The organism is Hymenobacter cheonanensis (assembly GCF_030581075.1).
Taxonomy (GTDB): Bacteria; Bacteroidota; Bacteroidia; order Cytophagales; family Hymenobacteraceae; genus Hymenobacter.
Genome location: NZ_JAUQSW010000003.1, coordinates 86151 through 112001, shown reverse-complemented (window position 1 = coordinate 112001; position 25851 = coordinate 86151). Strand labels below are relative to the sequence as shown.

At 57.8% G+C, this 25851-nt stretch carries 24 protein-coding genes and 4 tRNA genes; 8 read left to right on the top strand and 20 right to left on the bottom strand.

Annotated elements, in window-relative coordinates; all coding sequences use genetic code 11:
* Window positions 1-469: 469 nt before the first annotated feature.
* The 13 genes from rpoB to Q5H89_RS06700 all read right to left on the bottom strand — a co-directional run bounded on the left by rpoB (window position 470) and on the right by Q5H89_RS06700 (window position 12461).
* Window positions 470-4336 carry a DNA-directed RNA polymerase subunit beta gene (gene rpoB, locus Q5H89_RS06760; RefSeq protein ID WP_305018927.1) on the bottom strand — a complete coding sequence of 1289 codons (3867 nt, stop codon included), beginning with the start codon at window positions 4334-4336 and terminating at the stop codon, window positions 470-472.
* Between the two features lie 422 nt (window positions 4337-4758).
* A complete protein-coding gene (gene rplL, locus Q5H89_RS06755; RefSeq protein WP_208131245.1) occupies window positions 4759-5139 on the bottom strand; it encodes a 50S ribosomal protein L7/L12 in 381 nt (126 codons plus the stop codon).
* A 60-nt stretch (window positions 5140-5199) separates the two neighbouring features.
* Window positions 5200-5754 carry a 50S ribosomal protein L10 gene (gene rplJ, locus Q5H89_RS06750; protein WP_305018546.1) on the bottom strand — a complete coding sequence of 185 codons (555 nt, stop codon included), beginning with the start codon at window positions 5752-5754 and terminating at the stop codon, window positions 5200-5202.
* A 16-nt stretch (window positions 5755-5770) separates the two neighbouring features.
* A complete protein-coding gene (gene rplA / locus Q5H89_RS06745; RefSeq protein ID WP_305018545.1) occupies window positions 5771-6469 on the bottom strand; it encodes a 50S ribosomal protein L1 in 699 nt (232 codons plus the stop codon).
* 20 nt (window positions 6470-6489) lie between these two features.
* On the bottom strand, window positions 6490-6933 hold the full coding sequence (gene rplK / locus Q5H89_RS06740; protein ID WP_208131242.1) for a 50S ribosomal protein L11: 444 nt from the start codon (window positions 6931-6933) through the stop codon (window positions 6490-6492).
* Between the two features lie 115 nt (window positions 6934-7048).
* On the bottom strand, window positions 7049-7606 hold the full coding sequence (gene nusG / locus Q5H89_RS06735; RefSeq protein ID WP_305018544.1) for a transcription termination/antitermination protein NusG: 558 nt from the start codon (window positions 7604-7606) through the stop codon (window positions 7049-7051).
* 11 nt (window positions 7607-7617) lie between these two features.
* Window positions 7618-7815 (bottom strand): preprotein translocase subunit SecE, encoded by a 198-nt coding sequence (gene secE / locus Q5H89_RS06730; RefSeq protein WP_305018543.1) that lies wholly within the window; start codon window positions 7813-7815, stop codon window positions 7618-7620.
* A 53-nt stretch (window positions 7816-7868) separates the two neighbouring features.
* Window positions 7869-7942 (bottom strand) — tRNA-Trp (locus Q5H89_RS06725).
* A gap of 160 nt (window positions 7943-8102) precedes the next feature.
* Window positions 8103-9290: an elongation factor Tu gene (gene tuf, locus Q5H89_RS06720; RefSeq protein WP_305018542.1), complete on the bottom strand. Its 1188-nt coding sequence runs from the start codon at window positions 9288-9290 to the stop codon at window positions 8103-8105.
* Between the two features lie 169 nt (window positions 9291-9459).
* Window positions 9460-9531 (bottom strand) — tRNA-Thr (locus Q5H89_RS06715).
* A gap of 17 nt (window positions 9532-9548) precedes the next feature.
* A tRNA-Gly gene (locus tag Q5H89_RS06710) sits at window positions 9549-9621 on the bottom strand.
* A 23-nt stretch (window positions 9622-9644) separates the two neighbouring features.
* Window positions 9645-9724, bottom strand: a tRNA-Tyr gene (locus Q5H89_RS06705).
* Between the two features lie 169 nt (window positions 9725-9893).
* Window positions 9894-12461, bottom strand: a complete 2568-nt coding sequence (locus Q5H89_RS06700) for a M1 family aminopeptidase (protein WP_305018541.1) — start codon at window positions 12459-12461, stop codon at window positions 9894-9896.
* Between the two features lie 97 nt (window positions 12462-12558).
* On the opposite strand from Q5H89_RS06700, the gene Q5H89_RS06695 reads away from it, so the two are divergent.
* The 3 genes from Q5H89_RS06695 to frr all read left to right on the top strand — a co-directional run bounded on the left by Q5H89_RS06695 (window position 12559) and on the right by frr (window position 14582).
* Window positions 12559-13062, top strand: a complete 504-nt coding sequence (locus tag Q5H89_RS06695) for a biotin/lipoyl-containing protein (protein WP_305018540.1) — start codon at window positions 12559-12561, stop codon at window positions 13060-13062.
* A gap of 43 nt (window positions 13063-13105) precedes the next feature.
* Entirely contained in the window at window positions 13106-13918 is an 813-nt protein-coding gene (pyrH, locus tag Q5H89_RS06690) for a UMP kinase (protein WP_305018539.1), read from the top strand.
* 100 nt (window positions 13919-14018) lie between these two features.
* A complete protein-coding gene (gene frr / locus Q5H89_RS06685) occupies window positions 14019-14582 on the top strand; it encodes a ribosome recycling factor (RefSeq protein ID WP_305018538.1) in 564 nt (187 codons plus the stop codon).
* 79 nt (window positions 14583-14661) lie between these two features.
* Here frr and nadD read toward each other — a convergent pair whose 3' ends face one another.
* The 6 genes from nadD to Q5H89_RS06655 form a co-directional block, all read right to left on the bottom strand.
* Window positions 14662-15258, bottom strand: coding sequence for a nicotinate (nicotinamide) nucleotide adenylyltransferase (gene nadD / locus Q5H89_RS06680; protein WP_305018537.1), 597 nt, complete (start codon window positions 15256-15258; stop codon window positions 14662-14664).
* Complete coding sequence (gene gmk, locus Q5H89_RS06675) at window positions 15255-15845, bottom strand: guanylate kinase (protein WP_305018536.1); 591 nt, start codon at window positions 15843-15845, stop codon at window positions 15255-15257. Before gmk ends, nadD begins: the two co-directional genes overlap by 4 nt.
* A 12-nt stretch (window positions 15846-15857) precedes the next feature.
* Window positions 15858-16160, bottom strand: coding sequence for a hypothetical protein (locus tag Q5H89_RS06670; RefSeq protein WP_305018535.1), 303 nt, complete (start codon window positions 16158-16160; stop codon window positions 15858-15860).
* 58 nt (window positions 16161-16218) lie between these two features.
* Window positions 16219-16860 (bottom strand): sigma-70 family RNA polymerase sigma factor, encoded by a 642-nt coding sequence (locus tag Q5H89_RS06665; RefSeq protein ID WP_305018534.1) that lies wholly within the window; start codon window positions 16858-16860, stop codon window positions 16219-16221.
* Between the two features lie 171 nt (window positions 16861-17031).
* Window positions 17032-18072 (bottom strand): glycosyltransferase family 9 protein, encoded by a 1041-nt coding sequence (locus tag Q5H89_RS06660; protein ID WP_305018533.1) that lies wholly within the window; start codon window positions 18070-18072, stop codon window positions 17032-17034.
* Window positions 18069-18842, bottom strand: a complete 774-nt coding sequence (locus Q5H89_RS06655) for a glycosyltransferase family 2 protein (protein ID WP_305018532.1) — start codon at window positions 18840-18842, stop codon at window positions 18069-18071. The genes Q5H89_RS06660 and Q5H89_RS06655 overlap by 4 nt, the downstream gene beginning before the upstream one ends.
* Window positions 18843-18958: 116 nt before the next feature.
* On the opposite strand from Q5H89_RS06655, the gene Q5H89_RS06650 reads away from it, so the two are divergent.
* Together Q5H89_RS06650 and Q5H89_RS06645 are read left to right on the top strand one after the other, a co-directional pair.
* Window positions 18959-19828, top strand: a complete 870-nt coding sequence (locus tag Q5H89_RS06650) for an SDR family oxidoreductase (protein ID WP_305018531.1) — start codon at window positions 18959-18961, stop codon at window positions 19826-19828.
* Between the two features lie 77 nt (window positions 19829-19905).
* Entirely contained in the window at window positions 19906-20946 is a 1041-nt protein-coding gene (locus tag Q5H89_RS06645; RefSeq protein WP_305018530.1) for an LLM class flavin-dependent oxidoreductase, read from the top strand.
* 170 nt (window positions 20947-21116) lie between these two features.
* On the opposite strand, the gene ahcY is transcribed toward Q5H89_RS06645, so the two are convergent.
* Window positions 21117-22436 (bottom strand): adenosylhomocysteinase, encoded by a 1320-nt coding sequence (ahcY, locus tag Q5H89_RS06640; RefSeq protein WP_305018529.1) that lies wholly within the window; start codon window positions 22434-22436, stop codon window positions 21117-21119.
* Between the two features lie 95 nt (window positions 22437-22531).
* Here ahcY and Q5H89_RS06635 point away from each other — a divergent pair, with 95 nt between their 5' ends.
* The 3 genes from Q5H89_RS06635 to metK all read left to right on the top strand — a co-directional run bounded on the left by Q5H89_RS06635 (window position 22532) and on the right by metK (window position 25849).
* Window positions 22532-23149 carry a hypothetical protein gene (locus Q5H89_RS06635; RefSeq protein WP_305018528.1) on the top strand — a complete coding sequence of 206 codons (618 nt, stop codon included), beginning with the start codon at window positions 22532-22534 and terminating at the stop codon, window positions 23147-23149.
* Window positions 23150-23267: 118 nt separating this feature from the next.
* The gene (locus tag Q5H89_RS06630; RefSeq protein WP_305018527.1) at window positions 23268-24473 is read left to right on the top strand and encodes a THUMP-like domain-containing protein; all 1206 of its coding nucleotides are present in this window, start codon (window positions 23268-23270) and stop codon (window positions 24471-24473) included.
* A gap of 113 nt (window positions 24474-24586) precedes the next feature.
* Window positions 24587-25849, top strand: a complete 1263-nt coding sequence (metK, locus tag Q5H89_RS06625) for a methionine adenosyltransferase (RefSeq protein ID WP_305018526.1) — start codon at window positions 24587-24589, stop codon at window positions 25847-25849.
* Window positions 25850-25851 lie beyond the last annotated feature (2 nt).

The window sequence follows — 25851 nt, the reverse complement described above, 5'->3', positions numbered from 1 at the left end:
CTGTTAGCTGTTTGGCTTTTAGCTGTTAGAGTCTTTTCTAACAGTTCGACGCTACGAAAAGTGCTCTGCGGGTCGGACAGGTACGCCACGCAGTAGGTTTTCGTCAGGCCTTATATCATTTATCATCTACATAAAGCGCCCGATTCCTTTTACTACCCTGACCTGTCTCGGGATAGCTGTTTCGTATCGGGCACCTCTTAACTAAATTCTGTAACTATCAGGTGTCGAGAAAAATATTGTATACAATCCCGACAACACCAGAAATCCACCTATCGCGATTGAAAGAGTTTGGTGCTTCACGTAGAAACTATCGGGGCTGGGTTTACTTCCAAACAGCCCCAACACTTTAACTAAAGTGAGTGCTCCTATAATTAATCTAGCTCCTCCAAACAGGTAAGGCAGATATTCCATTCGCAATTAAGTATTTAGGGAGAGTCAGCTGTTCCGAACTAACTCTCCCTATAACAACTTAGTCCAGCGTGATTTCCAGCGCCAGACCGCGCAGTTCGTGAATCAACACGTTGAACGACTCGGGGATATTCGGCTTGGGCAATACGTCGCCTTTTACAATGGCTTCGTAAGCTTTAGCACGGCCTACCACGTCGTCCGACTTCACGGTCAGGATTTCCTGCAGCACGTTGGAAGCACCGAAGGCTTCCAGCGCCCACACTTCCATCTCGCCAAAGCGCTGGCCACCAAACTGCGCTTTACCACCCAGCGGCTGCTGCGTAATGAGCGAGTACGGCCCGATGGAACGCGCGTGCATCTTGTCGTCAACCAAGTGGCCTAGCTTGAGCATGTAAATCACGCCCACGGTCACCGGCTGGTCGAAGCGGTCGCCGCTCAGGCCATCGTGCAGGTAGGCCCGGCCCCAGTCGGGCAGGCCTGCTTCGGTCAGTTCCTTGGCAACTTCATCTTCGGTAGCGCCGTCGAAAATCGGGGTAGCGTAAGTGCGACCCATTTTCAGGCCAGCCCAGCCAAGTACGGTCTCGTAAATCTGGCCGATGTTCATACGGCTAGGTACACCGAGCGGGTTAAGCACAATGTCCATCGGCGTGCCATCGGGCAGGAAGGGCATATCCTCATCGCGTACGATGCGGGCTACTACCCCTTTGTTACCGTGGCGGCCGGCCATTTTATCACCCACCTTCAGCTTGCGCTTCTTGGCGATGTACACCTTGGCTAGCTGCACGATACCGGCGGGCAACTCGTCGCCAACCTCCAGCGTGAAGCGGTCGCGCTTAAAGCGGGCCGTAATGGTATTGCGACGCTTCGCGTAGTTCTTGATGAGTTGTTGCAGCAGCTCGTTCACGCGGTTGTCGGCCGTCCAGTGGTCTAGCTGCAGGTCCTTGAAGAGGTTCACCTCTTCCGGCACCGCGTAGTTGCTCTCATCGCGGTAGGCGTTCTTATCGGGGAACAGCGCTTCGCTGATGTTCTTCCGGTTGAATTTCACACCCTTAGCCAGCACCTCATCACCAAAGCGGTGCTTGATGCCCTGCGAAGTTTTGCCTTCCAAGAGGGCCACCAGCTTATCAATCATGATAGCTTTTACACCACGCAGCTCGCGGGCGTAGCCTTCCTTCAGGTCTTCAACTTCCTTCTTCGATTTGGCCCGTAGATTCTTGTCCTTCTTCGGGCGCGAGAACAGCTTGGTGCCAATAACCACCCCATTGAGTGAGGGCGGCGCCTTCAGCGAAGCATCCTTCACATCGCCGGCTTTGTCACCGAAGATGGCGCGGAGCAGCTTCTCTTCCGGGGTCGGGTCGGTTTCGCCCTTCGGCGTAATCTTACCGATGAGGATGTCGCCTTCGCGAACCTCCGCCCCTAGCCGGATAATACCGTTGTCATCGAGGTTACGCACGGCTTCTTCGCTCACGTTCGGAATCTCCGAAGTCAGCTCTTCTTCGCCGCGCTTGGTCTCACGCACTTCCAACTCAAACTCCTCAATGTGAATCGAGGTGAAGATGTCGTCACGAACTACGCGCTCCGAGATTACGATGGCATCCTCGAAGTTGTACCCTTGCCAGGGCATGAAGGCCACCTGCATGTTGCGGCCGAGGGCTAGCTCACCGCGGTTGGTGCCGTAGCCCTCGCAAAGTACCTGGCCTTTGGTTACGCGCTCGCCGTTTTTCACCAGCGGCGTGAGGTTGAGGCAGGTATCCTGGTTGGTACGACGGAACTTGATGAGGCTGTACGTCTTGCGTTCCGCATCAAAGCTTACCGACAGGTCGTCTTCGCTCAGGTCGTACTTGATGATAATGCGGTTAGCATCTACCGAGTCCACGTAGCCCTCGCCTTCGGCGATGATGAGCGAGCGAGAGTCGATAGCGGTGCGGCCTTCCAGACCCGTACCCACAATCGGAGCCTCGGGGCGGAGCAGCGGCACTGCCTGGCGTTGCATGTTCGAGCCCATGAGCGCACGGTTGGCGTCATCGTGCTCCAGGAACGGAATCAGCGAGGCAGCTACCGATACAATCTGGTTCGGGGCCACGTCCATGTAGGTATACTCTTCCGGCCCAACGACCGGGAAGTCACCTTCAAAACGACCCTTTACCAACTCCTGCGTCATTTTGCCCTCGTTGCTGAGCAACGAGTTGGCCTGCGCAATGTGGTGCGTATCCTCTTCCTCAGCGGTCAGGAACTTCACGTTCGAGCTCATGTCTACCGCACCGCTCGATACTGTGCGGTAAGGCGTCTCAATAAAGCCCATCGAGTTCACACGAGCGTGCACGCACAGTGACGAAATCAGTCCGATGTTCGGACCTTCCGGCGTTTCAATTGTGCAAAGACGACCGTAGTGCGTGTAGTGTACGTCACGTACCTCGAAGCCGGCGCGCTCGCGCGACAGACCTCCCGGCCCCAGTGCTGATACGCGACGCTTGTGCGTCACCTCAGCTAGGGGGTTGGTCTGGTCCATGAACTGCGACAGCTGGTTGGTGCCGAAGAACGAGTTAATCACACTCGAAAGCGTGCGGGCGTTAATCAAGTCAACCGGCTTGAAATCCTCGTTATCGCGCACGTTCATGCGCTCCTTGATAGTACGCGCCATCCGGGCCAGGCCCACGCCGAACTGGGCGTAAAGCTGCTCCCCTACCGTGCGCACGCGACGGTTGCTCAAGTGGTCAATATCATCGACAATGGCCTTCGAGTTAATCAAACCAATCAGGTACTTCACAATGAGCACGATGTCTTCATTGGTCAGCACGCGCGACTGCTGCTCCATCCCAATCTGGAGTTTCTTGTTAATCCGGTAGCGGCCCACTTCCCCGAGGTCGTAGCGCTTGTCCGAGAAGAACAGCTTCTGGATGATATCGCGGGCAGTCTCTTCGTCGGGAGCCTCCGTGTTACGGAGCTGGCGGTAAATCTGCTCTACGGCTTCTTTCTCCGAGTTGGAATTGTCCTTCTGCAAGGTGTTGTAAATGATTGCGAAATCCGCAATATTCACGTTCTCCTTGTGCAGAATTACCGACTTGGCACCAGCTTCTACGATAGTGTCAATATCCTCCTCATTGATGGTCGAATCGCGCTCCAAGAGCACTTCATTCCGGTCAATAGAAACTACCTCACCGGTATCCTCGTCCACGAAGTCTTCCGTCCAGGTACGGAGAACACGGGCGGCCAGCTTGCGGCCAACGGCCTTTTTGAGGCTCTTCTTATCAGCCTTTACTTCCTCACTCAGGCCAAACAAGTCCAGTATGTCCTTGTCCGTACCGTAGCCGATAGCACGCAGCAGCGTCGTAACCGGGAATTTCTTCTTGCGGTCGATGTACGCGTACATCACGTTGTTTACGTCCGTGGCAAACTCAATCCACGAGCCTTTGAACGGGATAATACGGGCCGAATACAGCTTGGTACCGTTCGTGTGCTTGCTCTGGGCGAAGAATACGCCCGGCGAGCGGTGCAACTGCGATACGATAACGCGCTCGGCGCCGTTGATAACGAAAGAGCCCTTTTCCGTCATGTACGGAATGTTGCCCAAGAAAACTTCCTGCTCAATGGTCTGGAAGTCTTCGTTATCCTTGTCGTTGCAAATGAGCTGCAATTTGGCTTTCAGCGGCACTGCATAGGTCAGGCCGCGGTCGATGCACTCATCCACCGTATACTTGGGTGGGTCAACGTGGTAATCGATAAAGTTCAGCACGAAGTTTTCGCGCGAGTCCGAAATCGGGAAGTTCTCGGCAAATACCTTGAACAGACCCTCATTGGTACGGCTAGCGGCGGCCGTTTCGAGCTGAAAGAACTCCTGGAACGACTGCACCTGCACGTCCAGAAAATCCGGGTACTCGATAACTTTCTTAATCTTGGCGAAGTTGATTCGCTCACTGGCCCCAGTCAGGTGTTTGACTTCGGCGGCCTCAGTTGCTTGCGGTGTAGCCAATTGGAAAGGTTTTAAAAATGTACACGTAAGCTATTGTAGTTACGCGAGTTAGCTCTACTATCAACCTTAGTTTGGAAGATTGCTTTTACACCTGCACCTACGGTAAAAGCCTTCGGACAAACTCAGGCGCGTTGAGCGCAGCAAAGGACCTTACCACGTTGATTGTCAAATGAGTCCGAAACTCTTGCGACTAGTAACGTGATAAGGTCCTCTTATTTTGCTTCGCTCCATGCGGGATGATAGAAGAAGAAAACTGCTAGCGTAAGACAACCAAAAACAATGGCTTTCGGTTGCAAAAGGTAACTTATTCTCTACAAACAGGAAAAGACCTGGCTAAGTGCCAGGCCTAATCCGATTCGGGAGCAAGCCCGCAGGCGAACCTACTTAACTTCTACTTCAGCACCAGCTTCTTCGAGCTGCTTCTTCAGGCCTTCGGCCTCATCTTTGGTAACGCCTTCTTTCAGGGGCTTGGGAGCACCGTCAACCAGTTCTTTAGCCTCTTTCAGGCCCAGGCCGGTCAGGTCTTTTACCAGCTTAACTACTGCCAGCTTCTGGCCACCAGCAGCTTTCAGGATTACGTCGAACGAAGTCTTCTCCTCAGGAGCTTCAGCAGCAGCAGCGCCGCCACCACCAGCTACCATCACGGGAGCAGCAGCAGCCGGCTCGATGCCGTACTCATCTTTCAGGATACCAGCAAGTTCGTTTACTTCTTTAACGGTGAGGCTAACAAGCTGCTCAGCGAAGGCTTTCAAATCGGCCATTTCGGTAGGTATTAGGGGGTTGTAAATTGAAAATTGAAAGTTGAAAAAGGTGAGCAGCGGTTAGCCAGCAGCTTCTTCTTTTTCGGAAAGCGTTTTGAGGATGCCAGCCAGCTTGCTGCCGCCGCTCGACAGAGCAGAGATAACGTTTTTGGCGGGCGATTGCAGCAGGCCGATGAGTTCACCGAGCAGTTCCTGCTTGCCTTTGATGGTGGTGAGGCCTTCAAGCTGGTCAGCACCAATGAAGATGCTGGCGTCGATGAAAGCACCCTTCAGCGCGGGCTTCGGCGTCACGCCACGGCCGTAGGCCTGCGCTTTGTAGAAGTCCTTGAGCAGCTTAGCGGGAGCATTGCCGCTCTCTTTGGAGAACAATACGCCCGACTGGCCTTTCAGCGCCGCGTCCATCTCAGCCGTATCGCCACCGAGGGTGTCGAGGGCCTTGCGGATGAACGAGTTTTTATACACCTTGAATTCCATGCCGCGGTTGAAGCAGAGGCGGCGGAAGTCGTTGATTTTCGCTACCGACATGCCCGAGGCATCGGTAATATAGAATGCGTTGTGCGACTGGAACTTCTCGCTCAACTCATCCACGAGGGCTTGTTTTTCTTCCCGATTCATGGTTGGTTGATGTTAATTAGCTAGCGGAAGAAACCGTGCTGTCAACCGGCACGGCCGGCGACATGGTGCTGCTGAGCGTGATGCTGCGGATGTAGGTGCCTTTCGACGAAGATGGCTTCAAACGACCGAGCGTCTGAATTACTTCCAGCGCGTTCTCAGCCAGCTTGCTGGGCTCAAACGATACTTTACCTACCGAGCAGTGGATGATACCGGTTTTGTCAACTTTGAAGTCGATTTTACCGGCTTTCACTTCCTGCACCGCCTTCGCTACGTCAGTCGTTACCGTACCCGACTTGGGGTTCGGCATCAGACCACGCGGGCCGAGCACGCGACCGAGGCGACCAACTTTCGCCATTACCGAAGGCATGGTGATAATTACGTCGATGTCGGTCCAGCCTTTTTCGATTTTGGCGATGTAGTCGTCCAGGCCTACGAAGTCAGCGCCGGCGGCGGTGGCTTCGGCCTCCTTGTCGGCGGGCACGAGGGCTAGCACACGAACAGTTTTACCAGTGCCGTGGGGCAGGGTGGCTACGCCGCGTACCATCTGGTCGGCTTTGCGGGGGTCTACGCCGAGGCGAACGTCGATATCAACCGAGGCGTCGAACTTGGTGTAAGTAATATCTTTCACCACTTGCGCGGCTTCGAGCAGGCTGCGTACCTGCGTCAGGTCGTGTTTGGCAAGGGCTTCCTTGCGCTTTTTGCTGATTGCTGCCATTGTGTATGTCCTCCGGTTAGTTATTCAGCAAAAGGCGAGTCGCCCTTCACGGTGATACCCATGCTGCGAGCCGTACCGGCTACTTGCTTCATGGCCGACTCTACTTTAAAAGCGTTCAGGTCGGGCATTTTGGTTTCGGCGATGGTACGAACCTGGTCCCACGTTACCGAGCCTACTTTGTTACGGTTGGGCTCTTTCGAGCCGTTCTGCAACTTGGCGGCATCCATCAGGAGAACCGGCACCGGAGGCGTCTTAATGACGAAGTCAAAAGACTTATCCGTGTACATCGTAATCAGGACGGGGCAGATTTGGCCGGCTTTATCTTGGGTGCGCGCATTGAACTGCTTGCAGAATTCCATGATATTCAAGCCTTTACTACCAAGCGCAGGTCCAATCGGCGGCGCGGGGTTTGCGGCACCTCCCTTTACCTGAAGCTTCAGGTAACCTCTAATTTCTTTGGCCATTTGGTTTGTAAAGCTGTGGCTGGCTCGACGTAACTCGCGCTAGCCTCAGTTTAAAGTAAACTCCTAGTGGAAGCCCCGCCTGACCGGAGTGGATATCAGACGACGTAAATAGTAACTATTCCTTCTCTACTTGGGTGTAGCTCAACTCTACTGGCTGAGCGCGCCCGAATATTTTCACGATAACGTTGAGCTTCTTACGCTCTTCAAATACCTCGTTGACGTTGCCACTAAAGCCGTTGAATGGGCCGTCGATAACTTTCACTAGTTCGCCCACGGTGAAAGGAGTTTCCAGCTCGGCCGTCTTCTCTTCCGCTTCGTCAACCACACCTAGTAAACGATTCACTTCGTTGAGCGAGAGTGGCACTGGCTTGGCGTTAGTAGTCTTGGTTTCCTTATCGCCCAAAAAACCGATAACACCCGGCGTCGAAGTGATAATGTTCTGTACCTCGCCATGCGTCAAATCCGAATGGATGATGATGTAGCCGGGGTACAAATTGCGCTCGCGCACGCGCTTTTTGCCGTTGCGCATCTCAAACACTTTCTCAATCGGAATCAGTACCTGCGGCAGCAAGTCCTGTAGATTGTGGCGACCGATTTCGGTCTCCATATACGTTTTGGCTTTCTTTTCCTGGCCGCTCACGGAGCGCACCACGTACCATTTCAATTCCCCCATCTTTGTAGAGCCTAGCGGGCGAAAGTTTGGTAAAATGCGTTGAGGGCAGAGTTAAAGCTCACATCCATCAGGCCCACCACCGCGGCAAATACCAGCGAGCCAATCAGCACCAAGCCGGCGCTCTTTTGTAGCTCAGTGGTCGAAGGCCACGTTACGTTGTAACGCATCTCCTCGATGGTATCGCGGAAATAGTTGTTCAGCTTAGCCATGTCGCAATCAAGCCGGTGAGGGCGTAAAAAAGAGCCGCCAGCAGCGGCCCAGGTGGCACGAGTGGAGAGATTCGAACTCCCATCAAAGGTTTTGGAGACCTCTATTCTACCCTTGAACTACACTCGTGGGTAATAATCCCGACAGCACTATTTGCTTACGGGAGTGCAAAGGTAGTAAAACTTTGTTAGTTAGACAACACTTGCTCACTAACTAGTAAAGTTTTACTTATAAAAAAAACGCCCCCGATTATTCGGGAGCGTCTTTCTATCCAGTCAGGAAGCTACAACTAGTCGAGGATTTCAGTTACCTGACCAGCACCTACCGTACGGCCACCCTCACGGATAGCGAATCGGAGGCCTTTTTCCATTGCCACCTTGTTGATAAGCTCAACCGTGATGGTGATGTTGTCGCCGGGCATTACCATTTCAACGCCCTCGGGGAGGGTGATGATGCCGGTAACGTCGGTGGTACGCAGGTAGAACTGCGGACGGTAGTTGTTGAAGAACGGGGTGTGGCGGCCGCCTTCCTCTTTTGAGAGTACGTACACCTCAGCCTTGAACTTCTGGTGGGGCTTAACCGAGCCGGGCTTGCAGATAACCATGCCGCGACGGATGGCTTCTTTTTCAATGCCACGGAGCAGCAGACCTACGTTGTCACCAGCTTCGCCACGGTCCAGGATTTTGCGGAACATTTCCACACCCGTTACCGTCGACTTTAGGCCTTCAGCGCCCATGCCGAGGATGTCAACTTGCTCACCCGAGTTGATGATACCGCGCTCGATACGACCGGTGGCAACAGTGCCACGGCCCGTAATCGAGAACACGTCCTCTACCGGCATCAGGAAGGGCAGGTCGGTCAGACGAGCAGGAATCGGAATGAACGAGTCAACCGCGTCCATCAGCTCGTTGATTTTGGGAACCCAGTTGGCGTCGCCGTTCAGGCCGCCGAGGGCCGAACCCTGGATAACCGGAATGTTGTCACCATCGAAGTTGTAGAACGACAGCAGTTCGCGGATTTCCATTTCCACAAGCTCGAGCAGCTCGGGGTCATCCACCATGTCCACTTTGTTCATGAACACAACCAGCTGGGGAACACCTACCTGACGGGCGAGCAGGATGTGCTCACGGGTCTGGGGCATCGGGCCGTCGGTAGCAGCTACCACGAGGATAGCGCCGTCCATTTGAGCAGCACCCGTTACCATGTTCTTCACGTAATCGGCGTGACCGGGGCAGTCAACGTGCGCGTAGTGACGGTTGGCGGTCGAGTATTCTACGTGGGCAGTATTGATGGTAATACCACGCTCTTTTTCCTCGGGGGCGTTGTCAATCGAGGAGAAGTCGCGCTTTTCAGCCAGGCCCTGGTTAGCCAGCACCGTGGTGATAGCTGCGGTCAGGGTCGTCTTGCCGTGGTCAACGTGACCGATGGTGCCGATGTTTACGTGCGGCTTCGACCGGTCGAAATTTTCTTTAGCCATTGTAAAGAGTTGAGAAAAAAGAGGGAATTAAAAACTGAAAAAGCACTAGGCCTTATTGCAAGAAAAGCGAAACCCAGCGTGGGCCAATTCAGGCTTGAATGCTGCGTATCGCTTTTTCTGCTGACCCGGTCCTAACCTAGCCCGGGGGCCGGTAGTTCCGTCACTGCTGAGCCATTTATGGGATTTGAACCCATGACCTCTTCCTTACCAAGGAAGTGCTCTACCACTGAGCTAAAACGGCTTATTCTAAATAATTTGAGCGGGAGACGAGGTTCGAACCCGCGACCTGCAGCTTGGAAGGCTGCCGCTCTACCAACTGAGCTACTCCCGCAGATGGCATCAAAAAATCAAATGTGGGGGTAACAGGACTCGAACCTATGAACCCGAAGGAGGTGAGTTACAGTCACCCGCAATTGCCGCTATGCGATACCCCCATTTGTTGCAAATCCAGTCGTTTACCGGAATTGAGACGCAAAAGTACAGGTTTTTTGAGAAGATGCAAGAGATGCAGCAGAAAAAGTTGCTAGATTTTTCCGCTCTCCTGCATTTTCAACTTGGCTAAAAACTACGTTTTTGAATCTACCTGACACCTTTTTACTTGATTTACATCAGGTTATAGTAGGCTTTAAGGCGCTCATCGGGTTCTTTAGTTTTTATGTCCAGCAACACAGCTTTTAACTCGGGCTGGCTGGCCGCCAGGGTCATCAGGCCCCGGTAGGCACCTAGCCGCACCACATACTGCGGGTGGCTGCGGGCCAGCTGCGTAAGGGTTTGCACGCCTTTTTCACGCTCGATAACCGGCATCTGCACCATGAAAGCGCCGAAGGCCTGCAGGTAAGTGTACAGGTCTGCTTCGGTGAGGTCGGGCAGGCGCCGCATAAACCAGGCGTATTGGTCTATGCTGCCTCGCTGCGCGTAGTAATTGGCAATTGCAACCACCAAGCCCGAATTGGGGGTGTTTTCGAGGGCAGCTATTTGGGGCCGGGCATTAACGGCGGGCATCTTGGCCAGGGCTTCGATAGCAGCGGCCTCCACTACGTAGGAGCTATCGCGCAGGGCTGCCTGGTAAGTGGCCGCGTAGTTCTCGTTGGGGAAGGCAGCCAGCGTAACCAACGCCTGCGCGCGCACGGCACTGCTGGGGTCGGCGGTGGCCAGGCGCTGCACTTCGCCGCGCACGGCGTTGGCGCTAGGGCCCCGGTAGCCCCGCAGGTGGTCGAGGGCGGCGCGCCGCACGGCAAAGAAATTATCGGACAAAGCATTGCGAAACAGGCCACTTACCGCAAAATCGGAGGTTTTATTTTGCAGCAGGTCCATCGCCTCGTACTTCTGCAAGTAGTTCTGGGCGTGGTAGAACTGAAAGATTATTTCCTCTACGCTACGCTCCTCATCGAGCTGGGCCAGCAGTTGGTTTTCGCTATCGAACTTGACCATCGTGGGCTTGTCGGCCGCCAGAAACGAGAAGGTTTGGTCGGCTTTGGTGATGGTGACGCGGTGCTCGGTGGGCTTCTCCTTCTGCCAGATGGTGACCATTACCGGCAGGCGAAACACCGGCTGAAACACCGTGTCCTGGGTTTGCTGCACGTGCAGCAGCACCTGCCCGTTGCTGTAAGAGTGAGATATTTTTAACTCGGGGTGGCCGCGCTGCATAAACCACTGGTCGAAAAACCATTGCAGGTCCTCGCCGGTCGTTTCCTCGAACGCGGTACGCAACTTGCTGATTTCGACGGCTGTATATTTATTCTGAGCCAGGTAGTGGCTGAGGGCGGTGAAAAATGCTTCGTCGCCCACGTATTTGCGCAGCATGTGCAACACCCGGCCGCCCTTCTCATACGAGTGCCGGTCGAACATATCCTCGCGGTTGACATAGTGGTAGCGAATGAGGGGCTCGCGCTTCGACTCGGCTTCTTCCAGGTAATGCGCCAGGTCTTGCTGCTGCACCAGGGCCGCCGCGTCGGCGCCGTACTTGTGCTCGGCCCAGAGGTACTGCGAGTAGTTGGCGAAGCTTTCATTCAGCGGCAGGTTGCTCCACGACTCGCAGGTGACGTAGTCGCCAAACCAGTGGTGAAACAGCTCGTGGGCGATAACCGACTCCGAGGTTTCGTAGGGGTTGTCGAGCAGTTCGCGGCGGGTGAGCTGAATGGCCGCGCCGTGCACGGTGGCGGTGGTGTTTTCCATGGCGCCACTCACGTAGTCGCGCACGGCAATTTGCGCGTACTTCTCCCACGGAAACTCGACCCCTAGCTTCTTGGAGAAGAACTCCATCATCTCGGGCGTGTGGCCGAAGATGGCTTTTGCGGTGCTTTTATACTTGGGCTCGACGTAGTAATCGACGGCCTTGCCGTGCCAGGTATCGTTCACCACCGCAAAATCGCCCACGGCCAGCATGGTGAGGTAGGGCGCGGCGGGCAGGCTCTGGCGCCAGGTATCGGTGCGCGAGCCATCGGCGTTTTTCCTGGAGCTGACGAGCAGGCCATTCGACAGCGTTTTGAACTGGTCCTCCACCGTGAGGGTGATTTCCTGGGTCATGCGCTGGTTGGGATGGTCGATGGTCGGAAACCAGCACGAGCTGCTTTCCGTCTCGCCCTGCGTCCAGATTTGGCGCGGCTTGTTGGCCTCTTTGCCCAAGGGGTTAATGAAGTATAAGCCCTTGGCCGAGGTGATGGCTTCGCTGCCGCCGGCGGGCAGCTCATTGGGCTTCGCCAAGTAGCTGATGCGCAGCTGGTAGGGCTGCTCGCGGGCGTGGGCATGGTCGAGGTTGACGGCCAGCTGGCGGCCATCGTATTTGTAGGTGAGCGGCTTATCGCCCTTCGTGCCTACTAGCTGCACGCTCTTGATGATGAAGCCTTTGGCATCCAGCACGGCCACCGCCTGGGGGTAGAAGTGCGAGTGCAGCGACAGCACCGCCGTGCCCAGCAGGTACTGGTGCGCGTAGTCGAAGCGCACGTCGAGCTTGGTGTCGGTTACGTCGGTGAGCTGGGTAGCGCTGGGCTGGTAGGGCGCCGCCGGCGGCAGCCACGACGGCACCGTGATGCCGGCAGCGGCCGCCGCTGCCGGGGCGGGGGCGGCATTTTTCTTGTGCCCGTCCTTATCCCGGCCATTGCCTGCTTGCCCGAAGGCGGTGAGGCTAGCCACCAACACCAAACCAAAACTACCGAAAAGCGAATATTTCATGCGAGAGCCAGACCCAGGATACGGGCGGCAAGTTCCGCATGAAATTAAGATTTGGCTTACCTTTAACCCCATTTCGCCCAGCAGGGCCAGCTTCTCTATGCTCCACATTAGCACTGGCCCAGCCCATAGCTGGGAGGTTGACTTTCGCGCCGCCGACTCTGTTACGCTCAACGGCCAGCCTTTTGCCTGGGACCTGGCCGCGCTGGGCAACGGCCGCTACCACGTGCTGCACCGCGGCAAATCGTACAGTGCCGAACTGGTAGAAGCCGATTATACGGCCAAGGTTTTCATCTTCAAAATCAACGGCCAGCGCATCGAGCTGCAAGCCAAGGACCGCTTCGACCAATTGCTGGAGCGGCTAGGCCTGAGCGATGCTACTACCCTCAAAGTGAACGAGCTGAAAGCCCCCATGCCCGGCCTGATTGTGGACGTGCGGGTGCAGCCCGGCCAGGCCGTGCAGAAGGGCGACCCGCTGCTGGTGCTGGAGGCCATGAAGATGGAAAATATTTTGAAAGCCCCCACCGACGGGGTTATTGAGAGCATTAAAGTAGCCCTGCGCGCCAACGTTACCAAGGGGCAGGTGCTGGTTCAGTTTGCCTAGCCTCTCCTCTCCCACCCAAGTTTCCGCTTTACCGATATCTGTTTTGACTTACCAACGAATTCTTCTCAAGCTCAGCGGCGAGGCGCTGATGGGCCAGCAGCAGTATGGCATTGATGCCGACCGGCTGATGCAGTACGCCACCGAAATAAAGGCCGTGGCCGCTACCGGCGTGCAAGTGGCCGTGGTGATTGGCGGCGGCAATATTTTTCGGGGCGTGCAGGCCGAGCACTTCGGCCTCGACCGCGTGCAGGGCGACTACATGGGTATGCTAGCCACCGTTATCAACTCGATGGCGCTGCAAAGCGCGCTTGAGAAAATGGACGTGCCCACGCGCCTGCTCTCGGGCCTCACCATTCAGCGCGTGTGCGAGCCTTACATTCGCCGCCGGGCGGTGCGGCACCTGGAAAAAGGGAGGGTGGTTATTTTCGGGGCGGGCATCGGCTCGCCGTACTTCACCACCGACTCGGCCGCTTCGCTGCGGGCCATCGAGATTGAAGCCGACGTGGTATTGAAGGGCACCCGCGTGAACGGCATTTACACCGCCGACCCGGAGAAAGACCCTAGCGCCACGCGCTACACCGAAATCACGTTCGACGAGGTTATCAGCAAGAAGCTGAACGTGATGGACATGACGGCCTTCACGCTGTGCAAGGAGAATAACCTGCCCATCATCGTATTTGATATGAATACCGAAGGCAACCTGGAGCGCCTTATTGCTGGCGAAAGCCTGGGCACGCTCGTGACCATGACCCCGAACGGCGACAAGCAGCCCAGCGACAGCTCCGCCCCCAGCCTTCTCGACCCCAAACACAGTGGCCTGCAGCCGCTGGCCGGCAACCAACCCGAGCAAGCTTAGGTAATTTTAAGGGTTGAAGGTTGAATTTTAAGGTATTTCCTTAGAAGTCAGCCTGCAACTGTTATTCAGCACTCAACATTCAAAACTCAACCTTTAAAAAGTGGACGAGGAAATTCAATTTTACCTCAGCGACGCTGAGGAATCGATGGGCAAGGCGGTTGCCCACGTTGGCGTAGAAATGGGCCGCATCCGGGCCGGTAAGGCATCGCCGGCCATGCTCGACGGCCTGCGCGTAGACTACTACGGCACGCCCACGCCCATTGCGCAGATTGCCAATATCTCGGCCCCCGACCCGCGCTCGCTGCTCATCAAGCCCTGGGAAAAAAATATGGTGAGCGAGGTAGCCAAAGCCATTAAAAACAGCGACCTGGGCCTGAACCCCGTGTCGGATGCCGACGGCGTGCGCCTCAACATCCCGCCCATGACGGAGGAGCGCCGCCGCGACCTCGTGAAGCAAGCCAAAAATGAAGTAGAAAGCGGCAAGGTGCGCGTGCGCGCCATCCGCAAAGACACCAACGAGGCCCTGCGCAAGCTGCAAAAAGACGGCGCCGCCGAAGATGCCGTGAAGGATGCCGAAGCCAAGGTGCAGAAATACACCGACGCCCACATCATCGAGGTGGACAAGCTCTTCACCAAGAAGGAAGCCGAGATTATGACCATCTGAGGTCAGCTGCTCAGCAACAGAAAAGGCCCGGCGATAACTCGCCGGGCCTTTTCTGTTACGCTCTATTATCAACCAGCTACTAGCCCAGTTGGCTGCTCACTAGCTCCGCTTCGATTACGTCCGGCACCAGGTAGCGAATTGAAAGACCCTGGCGCAGGCTTTCGCGGATGTACGTGGCCGAAATATCGAGTAGCGGCGCCGCTAGCACCCGCACCCGCGGAAAAGCAGCCAAGTCGGGGATGATTGTGCCGGGCCGGGGATACACGTAGATGTCGAACTCGGCCAGCAGGCGCGCTGCTTCCTGCCAGCGCGGCAGGCCCGGCAGGTTGTCGGCGCCCATCAGCAGCACGAAATCAGTGCTGGGGTGGCGGGCGCGCAGCGCATCGAGCGTGGCAATGGTGTAGCTAGGGCGCGGCAGCTCAAACTCAATGTTTTCGGCGTGCAAGTGGGCGTTGCCCGCAATAGCCAGCTCTACCCAGCGCAGGCGCCGGGCTTCGGGCAGCAGGCCGGCGGCTTGCTTGAAAGGATTTTGGGGAGATACTACCAGCCAGACTTCGGCCAGGTCGGTGCGCGTAGCAAAGTACTCGGCCAGAATAAGATGGCCGACGTGCACCGGGTTGAACGAGCCAAACAGCAAGCCAATGCGCCGCCGGGCTCCGGGGCTGGCCGGCGTCATACCGCCTCCGAAGCGGTATCGGGCTGAATAAAGTCGCGCACCAGCTTTTCGGCGTGCGCTACGGCCTCCTCCAAGTTATCGTTGACCACAGTCACGTCGAATTTGTCCTCGAAGGCAAGCTCGAACGTAGCCTTGTACACCCGCGAGGAAATGCTGGAAGTAGAATCCGTGGCGCGGGCCGTGAGGCGCTGGGCCAAGGCCTCAATGGAAGGCGGGCGCACAAAGATGGCTAGCGCCCGGTCTTTGTAAAACTCCTTGATGCTGAGGCCGCCCTTTACATCTACATCGAGGATGGCGTGCTGGCCGTTGGCCCAAATGCGCTCGATTTCCGATTTGAGGGTGCCATAAAAGGCACCCTCGTAGACTTCCTCCCACTCCACGAACTCATCGTGGCGGATTTTATCCTGAAAATCGGCTACCGAAATAAAGTGGTAGTCTTTGCCATTGACCTCGGCGCGGCCCCGGCGGTCGCGGGTGCAGGCGGAGATGGAAAAGCTCAGCTCCGGGATTAACCCCATGAGCCGGTGCACGATAGTCGTCTTACCCGCTCCCGAAGGAGCCGAGAATACAATGATTTTGCCCTGCATAGGGCCGCAAAGCTAGGCCATTTCGGCTTGCAAACGCGCCATGATGGCGTGCGGCAAGGCCGAAGGGGCAGAGCGGCGGCCTACTTTCTGGTTGAGAAAGCCGATAAAGAACTGCTGCTTCTTGATGTCTTCGAAGCAGGGCGAGCAATCTTCGCCGTGGTGGATGAGGTAGTCCTCATCTTCTTCAGTCAGGACCCGTCCTTCGAGAAGTTGGTCAAGTACAATGTTCACGCGGTCGCAGTCGGGGGCGTTGGCCAGCGGGGAGGCTGAGGCAAGGGGGGCCGACAGATTGGTTGTAGTAGCGGTAGCTTCCATGAGCGAAACGGGAACAGGGTCTTAGCCTGGGTTTAATGAGTGAAAAATAGGCCCGAATCTACTCTTCGGGTTCGGCGTCCTCAACCGCGTCTTGCAGGGCATCGTTCCCATAGCCCATTGAGGAGGCATACTTTTCGAGCTTATCCTTGAGGAAATTACGGGCCCGGTGCAGGCGCGAGCGCACCGTACCGATGGGAATATCGAGCACCTTGGCCATCTCCTCGTAGGTGAAGCCTTCGAGGTCGCACAAAATGATAACCGTCCGAAAATCAACGGGTAACGAATTTAGAGCGCTCGCGACCTCATCGCCGATAAGGTCGCGCGAGGACTGCTGGCGCAGGTCCGACGACGAGGCGCCGGTGTCGGCGTCGCCCTCTACCTCATCCGGATTATAATATCCTTCAACTTCGCTGTAATCGACCTTGGCCGGCTGTTTGCTTTTCTTCCGAAAATCGTTGATAAACGAGTTTTTCAGGATGCGGAAAAGCCAGGCCTTGGCATTGGTGCCGGGCTCGAAGTACTCAAAAAAGCGGTACGCCTTGAGGTAAGTTTCCTGCACCAAGTCGTTGGCGTCGTCCTCGTCGAGGGTAAGACGATAGGCGAAGTTGTAGAGCGGGTCGAGCACAGGCATCAACTCGGCCTGAAAGCGCCGGTCTTTTTCCTCTTTGCTCAGCTTCACCCGTTCGGGAGAGTCACTCATAATTGGGTAGATAGGGCAGGTAATAAAGGCAGTAGCTGGACAAAAGTAAGACCGGACGGCAGCGATTTAGTTGGCCCAGCGCATTAAAAGCGCATGAAACAGCTGGCTGGCTCGCTTGCCAAGGGCTAGCAGATGGCTACCGCAGGCCCTACCTACGGTAGCAACTACTCGTTAGGTTGTCGGCAACGGTTGCCATTGCACTATTTCGGCGGCCACGGCAGCCGCCTCAATGGCCTTAATGCAGGTGCAGGCGGCGGGCTGGGCACGGCAGTCCTGGCAGCCAGGCCGGTCGAAAACCAGGTATTCGGCGTGGGGCCCTAGCGGCCCCCAGCGGCCGGGGTGCATGGGCCTGATGGGCGGATACAGCCCTAGCGCGTGGCGGCCCAGCGCGGCGGCCAGGTGCAGCGGCCCGGTGCTGCCGGCCACCAGCCCATCGGCGGCGGCGATAAAGGCAATAAACTCGGGCAGAGCCAGCCGGCCGGTGAGGTCGGCGGCCAGAAGGGCAGCGTGCTCGCGCAGCCAGTCGGCCAGCTCCTCGCCCTCGGCCGCCGTGCCGCTGATGAATACGCGGTGGCCGGCCGCGTGCAGCAGTCGGGCCAGCTGGCCAAAGTGGGCTAGCCCCCATTCGCGGGCGCTGCCCCGGCTGCGCGGGTGCAGCATGATATTGAGCTGGCCGGGCCGCCGGGCAGCAAGCAGCTGCCGGAGCGCGGGGCGCAACGGCGCGGCGGGCACCAGGCGCACCAAGGCCGCGACCTCGGGCAGGGCGAGCGGCTTGCGGTAGCCTAGCGGCGCCAGCAGCTGCAAGTTGAGCTGCGCCTCGTGCAGCGGCGAGTGGCGCCGGCTGAGGGCCACCAGCCGGTTGCAGGTAAGCCAGTGGAACAGCCGGTTGCGGGTGCCAATGCGGATGGGAATGCCGGCCTGCTTGGCTAGGCGAGCCAGCCACTTAGCAGGAAAAACATGGATGATGGCGGCGGCCTCCAGTTCTTGCAGCCGGGCTAGCTGCGCGGGCCCGGCCAGTTGCGCCAGCTCATCCACGTTCAAAAACTCATCGACCCAGGGGCAGGCTGCCGCTACAGCCGCCGTGTAGGCGCGCCCCAGCAGCACTACGCGGCAGCCAGGGTACTGCTCCTTGAGCCAACCCGCCACGGGCAGCGTCAGCACCACGTCGCCGATGGCATCGGTGCGCGATACCAGAAAGGTGGGCGCGCTCATGCGGTGGGGGCATTTTGAGTGCCGGTTTTCAGCTTTGCAAATTTCAGAAACACGCCCCAGGCCGAGATAACCGCAATGCTGAGGCCCGCAAAGCCGTCGAGGAAGCCTAGCCGGAATACGTAGCCATAGGCAAACTTCCAGAAGGGCTTCACCAGCAAGTGAAAAAGCGTGACCTTCGTCTGGCCCCGCAACGCCCGCTCCCGGGCCGTGATGCTCGTGAATTTATTGAGCTGGTTGACGTGCTGCGCGATGGAATGGTACGAGTAGTGCAGGGCATCGCCGGCGAGCTGGCCGGTGGTGTGGCCGGGCTGCACCACGTAGTGCTCGTGCAGCAGCAGGCCCTGCCAGCGGCCCAGGCGGCGGTCGTAGAGGCGCAGCTTGCGGTCGGGGTACCAGCCGCCGTGGCGCACCCAGGTACCGCAGTAGTTGGTGAGGCGGGCTAGCGCGTAGGCGGCGTGCTGCCAGTCTTTTTTTACGGCCATGATGCTCTGGCGCAGCTCTTCGGTGAGGACTTCATCGGCATCGAGCTGCAATACATAGTTGTAGCGCGCTTGGTCAGTGGCGAAGTTTTTCTGCTCTACGTAGCCCACAAAAGCGTTTTGCACCAGCCGCGCGCCGTGCACCCGGCATATTTCGATGGTGCGGTCGGTAGAGTACGAGTCCACTACCAGCACCTCATCGGCTACCGTGCCCAGCGCCTGCAGGCAGCGGGCAATATTGGCTTCTTCATTGAGGGTGATAATGACGACGGAGAGCGGAACGGTGGGCATGGCAGGTGCAAAGCTAGCAGCCCGGCCAGCAGCCAGCCAACGGCGAGCGGGCGCTGGCCCCTAGCTATCATTCCGGGCCGGGCTGCGTATAGCTGCGTCTCCTACTCTGAATTTTTATGACTGACTTACAAGGCAAAATCATGCTCGTGACGGGTGCCACGTCTGGTATCGGCGAAGTAACGGCCCGCGAGCTGGCCCGGCAGGGCGCGCACGTAGTGCTGTTGGCCCGCAACCGCCAAAAAGCCGAGCGCACCCAGCAAGAAATTATTGCCGCTACCGGCAACCACCAAGTAGACATCGTGCTGGCCGACCTTTCGGTGTTGCAGCAGGTGCGCGATGTGGCCGCCCAAATCCACGACAAGTATCCGCGCCTCGATGTACTGGTGAACAACGCCGGCCTTATGTTTGGGGCCGAGCGCGAGCTGTCGGCCGATGGCTACGAGATGACTCTAGCTACCAACCACCTGGGGCCCTTTTTGCTCACCAGCCTGCTGCTCGACCTGCTGCAAAAAAGCCCCGCCGCGCGCATCGTCAACGTAGCTTCGATGGCATACCGCTTTAGCAAGCCCACGCTCGACGATATTCAGTCGGAACAGCACTACAGCCCCGTTTGGGAATACGGCAACAGCAAACTCTGGAACATCATGTTCACGCAGGAGCTGGCGCAGCGGCTGCGCGCCCACGGCATCACCAACGTAACGACCAATTCGCTGCACCCCGGCGCCGTGGCCACTGGCTACGGCCAGCAAACGGGCGGTATCATTTCGGCGCTATTGGCGCTAGGGCGGCCGTTTATGCTTTCGCCCGAGAAGGGCGCCGAAACCAGCATTTTCCTGGCCACCTCCCCTAGCGTGGCGGCTACCAGCGGCGGCTTTTTCAGCAAGAAGAAGCCCGAGCCGGTGAAAAGTAGCTTCAACACGCCTGCTAACAACAAAAAACTTTGGGAGATTAGCGAGGCCTTAACCAAAACAAACTTCCTGGACTAAATTGATGTTGCTACATTAATCAACAATCTGCGTGCTTTCTTTGCGGTCAGATTACTGTTTGCTACAACTCAAATTTCATGGAATTAGGAATCAGTTCGTTTGGCGAGGTTGCCCCCGCCCACGTAGCCGGCGGCGACCACGCCGCTGCCCAGCGCACGCAGGAGCTGGTGGCTTTGGGCCGCCAGGCCGATGAGGCAGGTCTCGATGTAGTAGCCATCGGCGAGCACCACCGGGCCGACTACGTAGTATCATCCCCCGAAATGGTGCTGGCGGCCGTGGCGGCTGTTACCAAGCAGGTGCGCCTCACCAGCGCCGTTACGGTGCTCAGCTCGACCGACCCGGTACGCACGTTTCAAAACTTTGCCACGCTCGACCTGATTTCCAACGGCCGGGCCGAGATAATTGCCGGGCGCGGCTCATTCATCGAGTCGTTTCCGCTTTTTGGGCAAGATTTGAAGGACTACGACGAGCTGTATGCCGAAAAGCTAGGCCTGCTGATGCAGCTCAACGAGCAGGAAATAATCACCTGGCAGGGCAAGCACCGGCCGGCTATTGCGGGCAAGGGTGTGTATCCGCGCCCAGTGCAACCAAAGCTGCCGCTCTGGATTGGGGTAGGCGGCACGCCCGCCTCGGCGGCGCGGGCGGGCTCGCTAGGCCTCGGGCTGACCATCGCCATCCTGGGGGGTGCCCCGGCGCAGTATGCCACGTTTGCTGACATCTACCGCCGGGCGGCCCGGCAGGCTGGCCACAATGCCGAGGCCTTACCGCTGTGCATTAACTGTCACTTTCACCTAGCCGAAAATTCCAAGCAGGCCGCCGACGATTTTTTTCCGGCCTACGCGCTGGTTATGAACCGCATAGGCCGCGAGCGCGGCTGGCCGCCCATGTCGCGGGCGCAGTTTGACCATTTGCGCGGTCCGGAAGGACCGCTATTCGTAGGCACTCCGCAGGAAATCACGGCTAAGCTGCTTTACCTCAGCAGGGTATTTAACAACACTCGCTTCCTGGGCCAACTGATGCTGGAAGGAATGCCGCACGAGGCCGTTATGCACTCGACTGAGCTATTTGGGAAGCAGGTGGCTCCGGCCGTGCGCGAGGCGCTAGCCGTAACTGCCTAATAGGCAGCTTTAACAGATTGCGCAGATACGCCTGCTCCGTAGGCTCACTTCCTGGCGTTGCTGGCAAACAAAAAAAGAGCGGCCACCTAATCAGGTGGCCGCTCTTTTTACTGGGACCATGTAATGGGGGGCGCGGCCCCACAGTTACGCAATCCTTTTAAACCTACGGTTTAGTAGCGGTACAGGTCCGATTTGAACGGGCCTTCTACCGGCACTTTGATGTAATCGGCCTGTTTGGCCGTCAGCTCATCCAGCTCTACGCCGATTTTGGCGAGGTGCAGGCGGGCTACTTTCTCATCGAGGTGCTTGGGCAGGGTGTACACTTGATTTTCGTACTGGCTACCGCGCTCCCACAGCTCCAGCTGGGCTAGGGTCTGGTTGGTGAACGAGTTCGACATTACAAACGAAGGGTGGCCGGTGGCGCAGCCCAGGTTTACCAAGCGGCCTTCGGCCAGAATGATAACCTCCTTGCCATCAATGGTATAGATATCCACCTGCGGCTTCACCGTGTCTTTGGTGTGGCCGTAGCTGCCATTCAGCCACGCCATATCAATCTCATCGTCGAAGTGGCCGATGTTGCAGACGATAGCCTTGTCTTTCAGGATGCGGAAATGTTCTTCGCGCAGAATGTCGCAGTTGCCAGTAGCCGTCACCACGATGTCTGCTTCCTTCACGGCGTTGCTTAGCTTCTTCACGGCGTAGCCATCCATTGCTGCCTGCAAGGCGCAGATGGGGTCAATTTCGGTAACGATAACACGGGCGCCAGCGCCGCGCAGGCTGGCAGCAGTGCCTTTTCCTACGTCGCCGTAGCCGGCTACTACGGCAATCTTGCCGGCCATCATCACATCGGTAGCCCGGCGAATAGCATCTACGGCCGACTCTTTGCAGCCGTACTTGTTATCAAACTTCGACTTCGTCACCGAGTCGTTCACGTTGATGGCGGGGAAAGGCAGCGTGCCATTCTTCACGCGCTCGTAGAGGCGCAGCACCCCGGTAGTGGTTTCTTCCGATACCCCTTTAATACCGGCGGCCAACTCGGGAAAGCGGTCCAGCACCATGTTGGTAAGGTCGCCACCATCGTCCAGAATCATGTTCAACGGCTGCCGGTCTTCCCCAAAAAACAGCGTCTGCTCGATGCACCAGTTGAATTCTTCTTCGTTCATGCCCTTCCAGGCATACACCGGGATGCCCGCAGCGGCAATGGCAGCCGCGGCGTGGTCCTGCGTCGAGAAGATGTTGCACGACGACCACGTTACCTCGGCACCCAGCGCGATGAGGGTTTCGATGAGCACGGCCGTTTGGATGGTCATGTGCAGGCAGCCAGCAATGCGCGCCCCTTTAAAGGGCTGCGACGCGCCAAATTCTTCGCGCAGGCTCATCAGCCCGGGCATTTCGGCCTCAGCCAGGCGAATTTCCTTGCGGCCCCACTCGGCCAGGCTCAGGTCTTTTACTTTGTACGGAACGTAGGTCGTGGGCGTGGTTGCTACCATGATAGTCGGCAAATGAAAGGTCTTGTAATCCAACCGCAAAGATACGGGTTTGTTGGGGGTTGCGCCCATGCGTTGCAGGCCTATCTTTGCCGGCTATGACCTTTTCTATACTTTCTAATGGCTCGGTAGTACGTTGGCTAGCAGCTACCTCCGTAGCTACCGGGCTTAGCCTGGCCGGCCAGCCGGCGGCGGCACAGCAGGCTCCCGCTACTATCCGCCTCTCGCCCGAAGACGAGGGCCGCGGCCAGTATGGCGCACAGCACAACTTTTACTTTCTGCCCCCCGGCAAAACCGGCGAGGAGAACTACCAGAGCGCTGGCTTCTTCGGCGGCAAGCTGCGGCCCTACCTGGCGGGCAATGCTTCGGCCCTGGCCGAGCTAGACCATTACCAGGGCCACAAGACTGCTTATCTGATTGATAAAGCAGTATTGGTAGGCTCGCTGGGTCTTTATGCCTCGCAGGTATTTGGCCACGGCGACGCCCAGTACTTCAGTGGCACCCAGCAAGTAGCGCTGGGCCTAACGGCAGCCAGCCTGCTAGGCACCCTTTTCATCAATCGCCACACCAACGAGTACCTGAAGCAGGCCGTGGACAACTATAATACCGGCACCGCTGGCAAGCACGGCACGCTGTGGCCCCGGCTGCGGCCGGCGGGGCTGGGCCTGGCCGCCACGGCGGGCCACCCGGTACTAGCCCTGCGCTGGCAGCTTTAAGTTGACTTTGGAAGGGCAATAAGGTCCAAGGAATTGTTGGGAGGGCAGATTGCTCTTCCTAACAATTCCTGCTTCTCTTCAGCACCAGTCAGCCAGTTTTTGCGTTAGTAGCTGCACAATGGAGTTTCCTTTACCCGAGGCGGCCCGACGCTACGTGGCCGCCCACCTGCACGACGACCCCGCCCACCTGGCCTTGCAGGCCCGCCGCCACCCCCACCTGCCCGTGCCCGAGTTGGTGCGCCAGATTCAGGCCCGCCAAAAAGCCCGCGTGAAGCTGCCCACCTGGGCCGACAACCAGGAGCTGATTTTTCCGCCCGCGCTTTCGGTCGAGCAGGCATCTTCTGAGCGCACTGCTACTTACAAGGCGGCCCTAGTGGCCGGGGCTGGCCGGCTGGCCGACCTCACGGGTGGCTTTGGCGCCGATGCGGCGCATTTTGCGGCCGTGGTAGACCAGGTCGACTACGTAGAGCGCGATACCCAGCTGGCCGCCGTGGTAACGTACAACCTGCAGCAGCTCGGCATCACCAATATCACCACGCATGCTGCCGATGCGGCAGCGTTTTTAAGGGCTAGCGAGCAACCGTTCGACTGGCTGTTCTTAGACCCGGCGCGGCGCGACCAGCGGGGCGGCAAAACATTTCGGCTGGCCGATTGCGAGCCCGATGTGCCGCGCCTGTTGCCACTGCTGCTGCGCCACGCGCCGCGCATCCTGCTCAAAACCTCGCCTATGCTGGACATTGAGCTGGCCATTCAGGAATTGAAGCATGTGCGCCGGCTGTGGGTACTAGCGGTTGATAATGAGGTAAAAGAGGTGCTGTATGAGCTGGGCGCCGAGCCGGCCATCGACCCCGAGCGCCTAGCCGTAAACCTGCGCCGCGACGGTACGCAGCAAGACTTTCGCCTCAACCGCGCCCGCGAGGCCCGCGCCGTGCCCCGCTACGCCGAGGCCCAGCAGTATCTCTACGAGCCCAACGCAGCTATTCTGAAGGCTGGGGCTTTCAAGAGCGTGGGCACGGCCTATGAGCTACTTAAGATTCAGCAGCACAGCCACCTGTATACCAGCCAGGAATTGCGGCCGGACTTTCCAGGGCGGATTTTTCGCATTCTGGCCACCGAGAAGGCCGACGGCCCGCACCTGAAAAAACATCTGGGCCCCGAGGGCCGGGCACACGTTACGACGCGCAACTTTCCCGAATCGGTAGCCGACTTTCGGCGGCGCACGGGCATTCGGGAGGGTGGCGACATCTATTTATTTGCCACTACCGACTTGCGCGGCCGCTTTATCGTACTGGTGTGCGAGAAGGTAGCGCCCGCCGCTGCCTAACGCTTGCCCGGCCAAAACGTGGCCGCTCAGGATTTAATGAGTAGTTTTACGGCCCGCCCGCCCGCGCCTCCAACTGGCCGGGCGGGCGGATTTTTGTTTGTTAATTTCCCGCCATGCCCTATCTGTTCACTTCCGAATCGGTTTCGGAAGGCCACCCCGATAAAGTTGCCGACCAGATTTCCGATGCCATCCTCGACGAGTATCTGCGCCAGGACCCTACGGCCAAAGTAGCCTGCGAAACCCTCGTAACCACGGATTTTGCCCTGGTGGCCGGCGAAATAAAGTCGACGGCCCATGTTGATGCCGAGCCTATTGTGCGCGAAACCATCCGGCGTATTGGCTACAACAAGCCCGAATACCTGTTCAACGCCGACACCTGCGAGGTGATGAACCGCCTGCACGAGCAGTCGCCCGACATCAACCAGGGCGTGGTGCGCCAGGCCCCCGAAGAGCAGGGCGCCGGCGACCAGGGCATGATGTTCGGCTATGCTACCAACGAAAGCGCCAGCTACATGCCGCTGGCCCTTGACCTGTCGCACCGCCTGCTCGAAGAGCTGGCCGCCATTCGCCGGTCGGGCCAGGAAATGCCTTACCTGCGCCCCGACGCCAAGAGCCAGGTTACTATTCGCTACTCCGACGACCACCGCCCCGAGGCCATCGAAACCATCGTTATCAGCACCCAGCACGATGAGTTCGACGCCTCGGAAGAAGCCATGCTGGCGCGCATCAAGCAGGATATTCTTACCATCCTCATTCCGCGCGTGAAGGCCAAGCTGAGCCCCGAAGTGCAGGCACTCTTCACCGCTGCTATTCAGCACCATATAAACCCTACGGGCAAGTTCGTTATCGGCGGCCCGCACGGCGACTCGGGCCTTACCGGCCGCAAGATTATCGTCGATACCTACGGCGGCAAGGGTGCCCACGGCGGCGGCGCCTTTTCGGGCAAAGATTCGAGCAAGGTAGACCGCTCGGCCGCCTACGCCACCCGCCACATTGCCAAAAACCTGGTGGCCGCCGGCGTGGCCGACCAGGCCCTGGTGCAGGTAGCCTACGCCATTGGCGTGGCCAAGCCGGTAGGCTTGTACGTTACTACTTCGGGCACCACTAAAGCCTTGGGTACCAATGGCCAGCCGCTCACCGACGGCGAGATTGCCAATAAAGTGAACGCGCTCTTCGACCTGCGCCCCTACGCCATTGTGGAGCGGCTAGGCCTGCGTAACCCCATTTTTGGCGCCACGGCCGCCTATGGGCACATGGGCCGCCAGCCGGGCACCGTAACGGTAAAGATGAAGGATGGCGAAGAGAAAACCTTCGAAACCTTCACCTGGGAAAAGCTCGACTACGTCGACCGCATCAAGGCCGCTTTCAACCTGTAAGC

Coding starts and splice junctions, on each gene's coding strand:
- rplL (WP_208131245.1), bottom strand. CDS start 5,139: ATGGCCGATTTGAAAGCCTTCGCTGAGCAGCTTGTTAGCCTCACCGTT.
- rplJ (WP_305018546.1), bottom strand. CDS start 5,754: ATGAATCGGGAAGAAAAACAAGCCCTCGTGGATGAGTTGAGCGAGAAG.
- rplA (WP_305018545.1), bottom strand. CDS start 6,469: ATGGCAGCAATCAGCAAAAAGCGCAAGGAAGCCCTTGCCAAACACGAC.
- rplK (WP_208131242.1), bottom strand. CDS start 6,933: ATGGCCAAAGAAATTAGAGGTTACCTGAAGCTTCAGGTAAAGGGAGGT.
- nusG (WP_305018544.1), bottom strand. CDS start 7,606: ATGGGGGAATTGAAATGGTACGTGGTGCGCTCCGTGAGCGGCCAGGAA.
- secE (WP_305018543.1), bottom strand. CDS start 7,815: ATGGCTAAGCTGAACAACTATTTCCGCGATACCATCGAGGAGATGCGT.
- tuf (WP_305018542.1), bottom strand. CDS start 9,290: ATGGCTAAAGAAAATTTCGACCGGTCGAAGCCGCACGTAAACATCGGC.
- Q5H89_RS06700 (WP_305018541.1), bottom strand. CDS start 12,461: ATGAAATATTCGCTTTTCGGTAGTTTTGGTTTGGTGTTGGTGGCTAGC.
- Q5H89_RS06695 (WP_305018540.1), top strand. CDS start 12,559: ATGCTCCACATTAGCACTGGCCCAGCCCATAGCTGGGAGGTTGACTTT.
- nadD (WP_305018537.1), bottom strand. CDS start 15,258: ATGACGCCGGCCAGCCCCGGAGCCCGGCGGCGCATTGGCTTGCTGTTT.
- gmk (WP_305018536.1), bottom strand. CDS start 15,845: ATGCAGGGCAAAATCATTGTATTCTCGGCTCCTTCGGGAGCGGGTAAG.
- Q5H89_RS06670 (WP_305018535.1), bottom strand. CDS start 16,160: ATGGAAGCTACCGCTACTACAACCAATCTGTCGGCCCCCCTTGCCTCA.
- Q5H89_RS06665 (WP_305018534.1), bottom strand. CDS start 16,860: ATGAGTGACTCTCCCGAACGGGTGAAGCTGAGCAAAGAGGAAAAAGAC.
- Q5H89_RS06660 (WP_305018533.1), bottom strand. CDS start 18,072: ATGAGCGCGCCCACCTTTCTGGTATCGCGCACCGATGCCATCGGCGAC.
- Q5H89_RS06655 (WP_305018532.1), bottom strand. CDS start 18,842: ATGCCCACCGTTCCGCTCTCCGTCGTCATTATCACCCTCAATGAAGAA.
- Q5H89_RS06650 (WP_305018531.1), top strand. CDS start 18,959: ATGACTGACTTACAAGGCAAAATCATGCTCGTGACGGGTGCCACGTCT.
- Q5H89_RS06645 (WP_305018530.1), top strand. CDS start 19,906: ATGGAATTAGGAATCAGTTCGTTTGGCGAGGTTGCCCCCGCCCACGTA.
- ahcY (WP_305018529.1), bottom strand. CDS start 22,436: ATGGTAGCAACCACGCCCACGACCTACGTTCCGTACAAAGTAAAAGAC.
- Q5H89_RS06635 (WP_305018528.1), top strand. CDS start 22,532: ATGACCTTTTCTATACTTTCTAATGGCTCGGTAGTACGTTGGCTAGCA.
- Q5H89_RS06630 (WP_305018527.1), top strand. CDS start 23,268: ATGGAGTTTCCTTTACCCGAGGCGGCCCGACGCTACGTGGCCGCCCAC.
- metK (WP_305018526.1), top strand. CDS start 24,587: ATGCCCTATCTGTTCACTTCCGAATCGGTTTCGGAAGGCCACCCCGAT.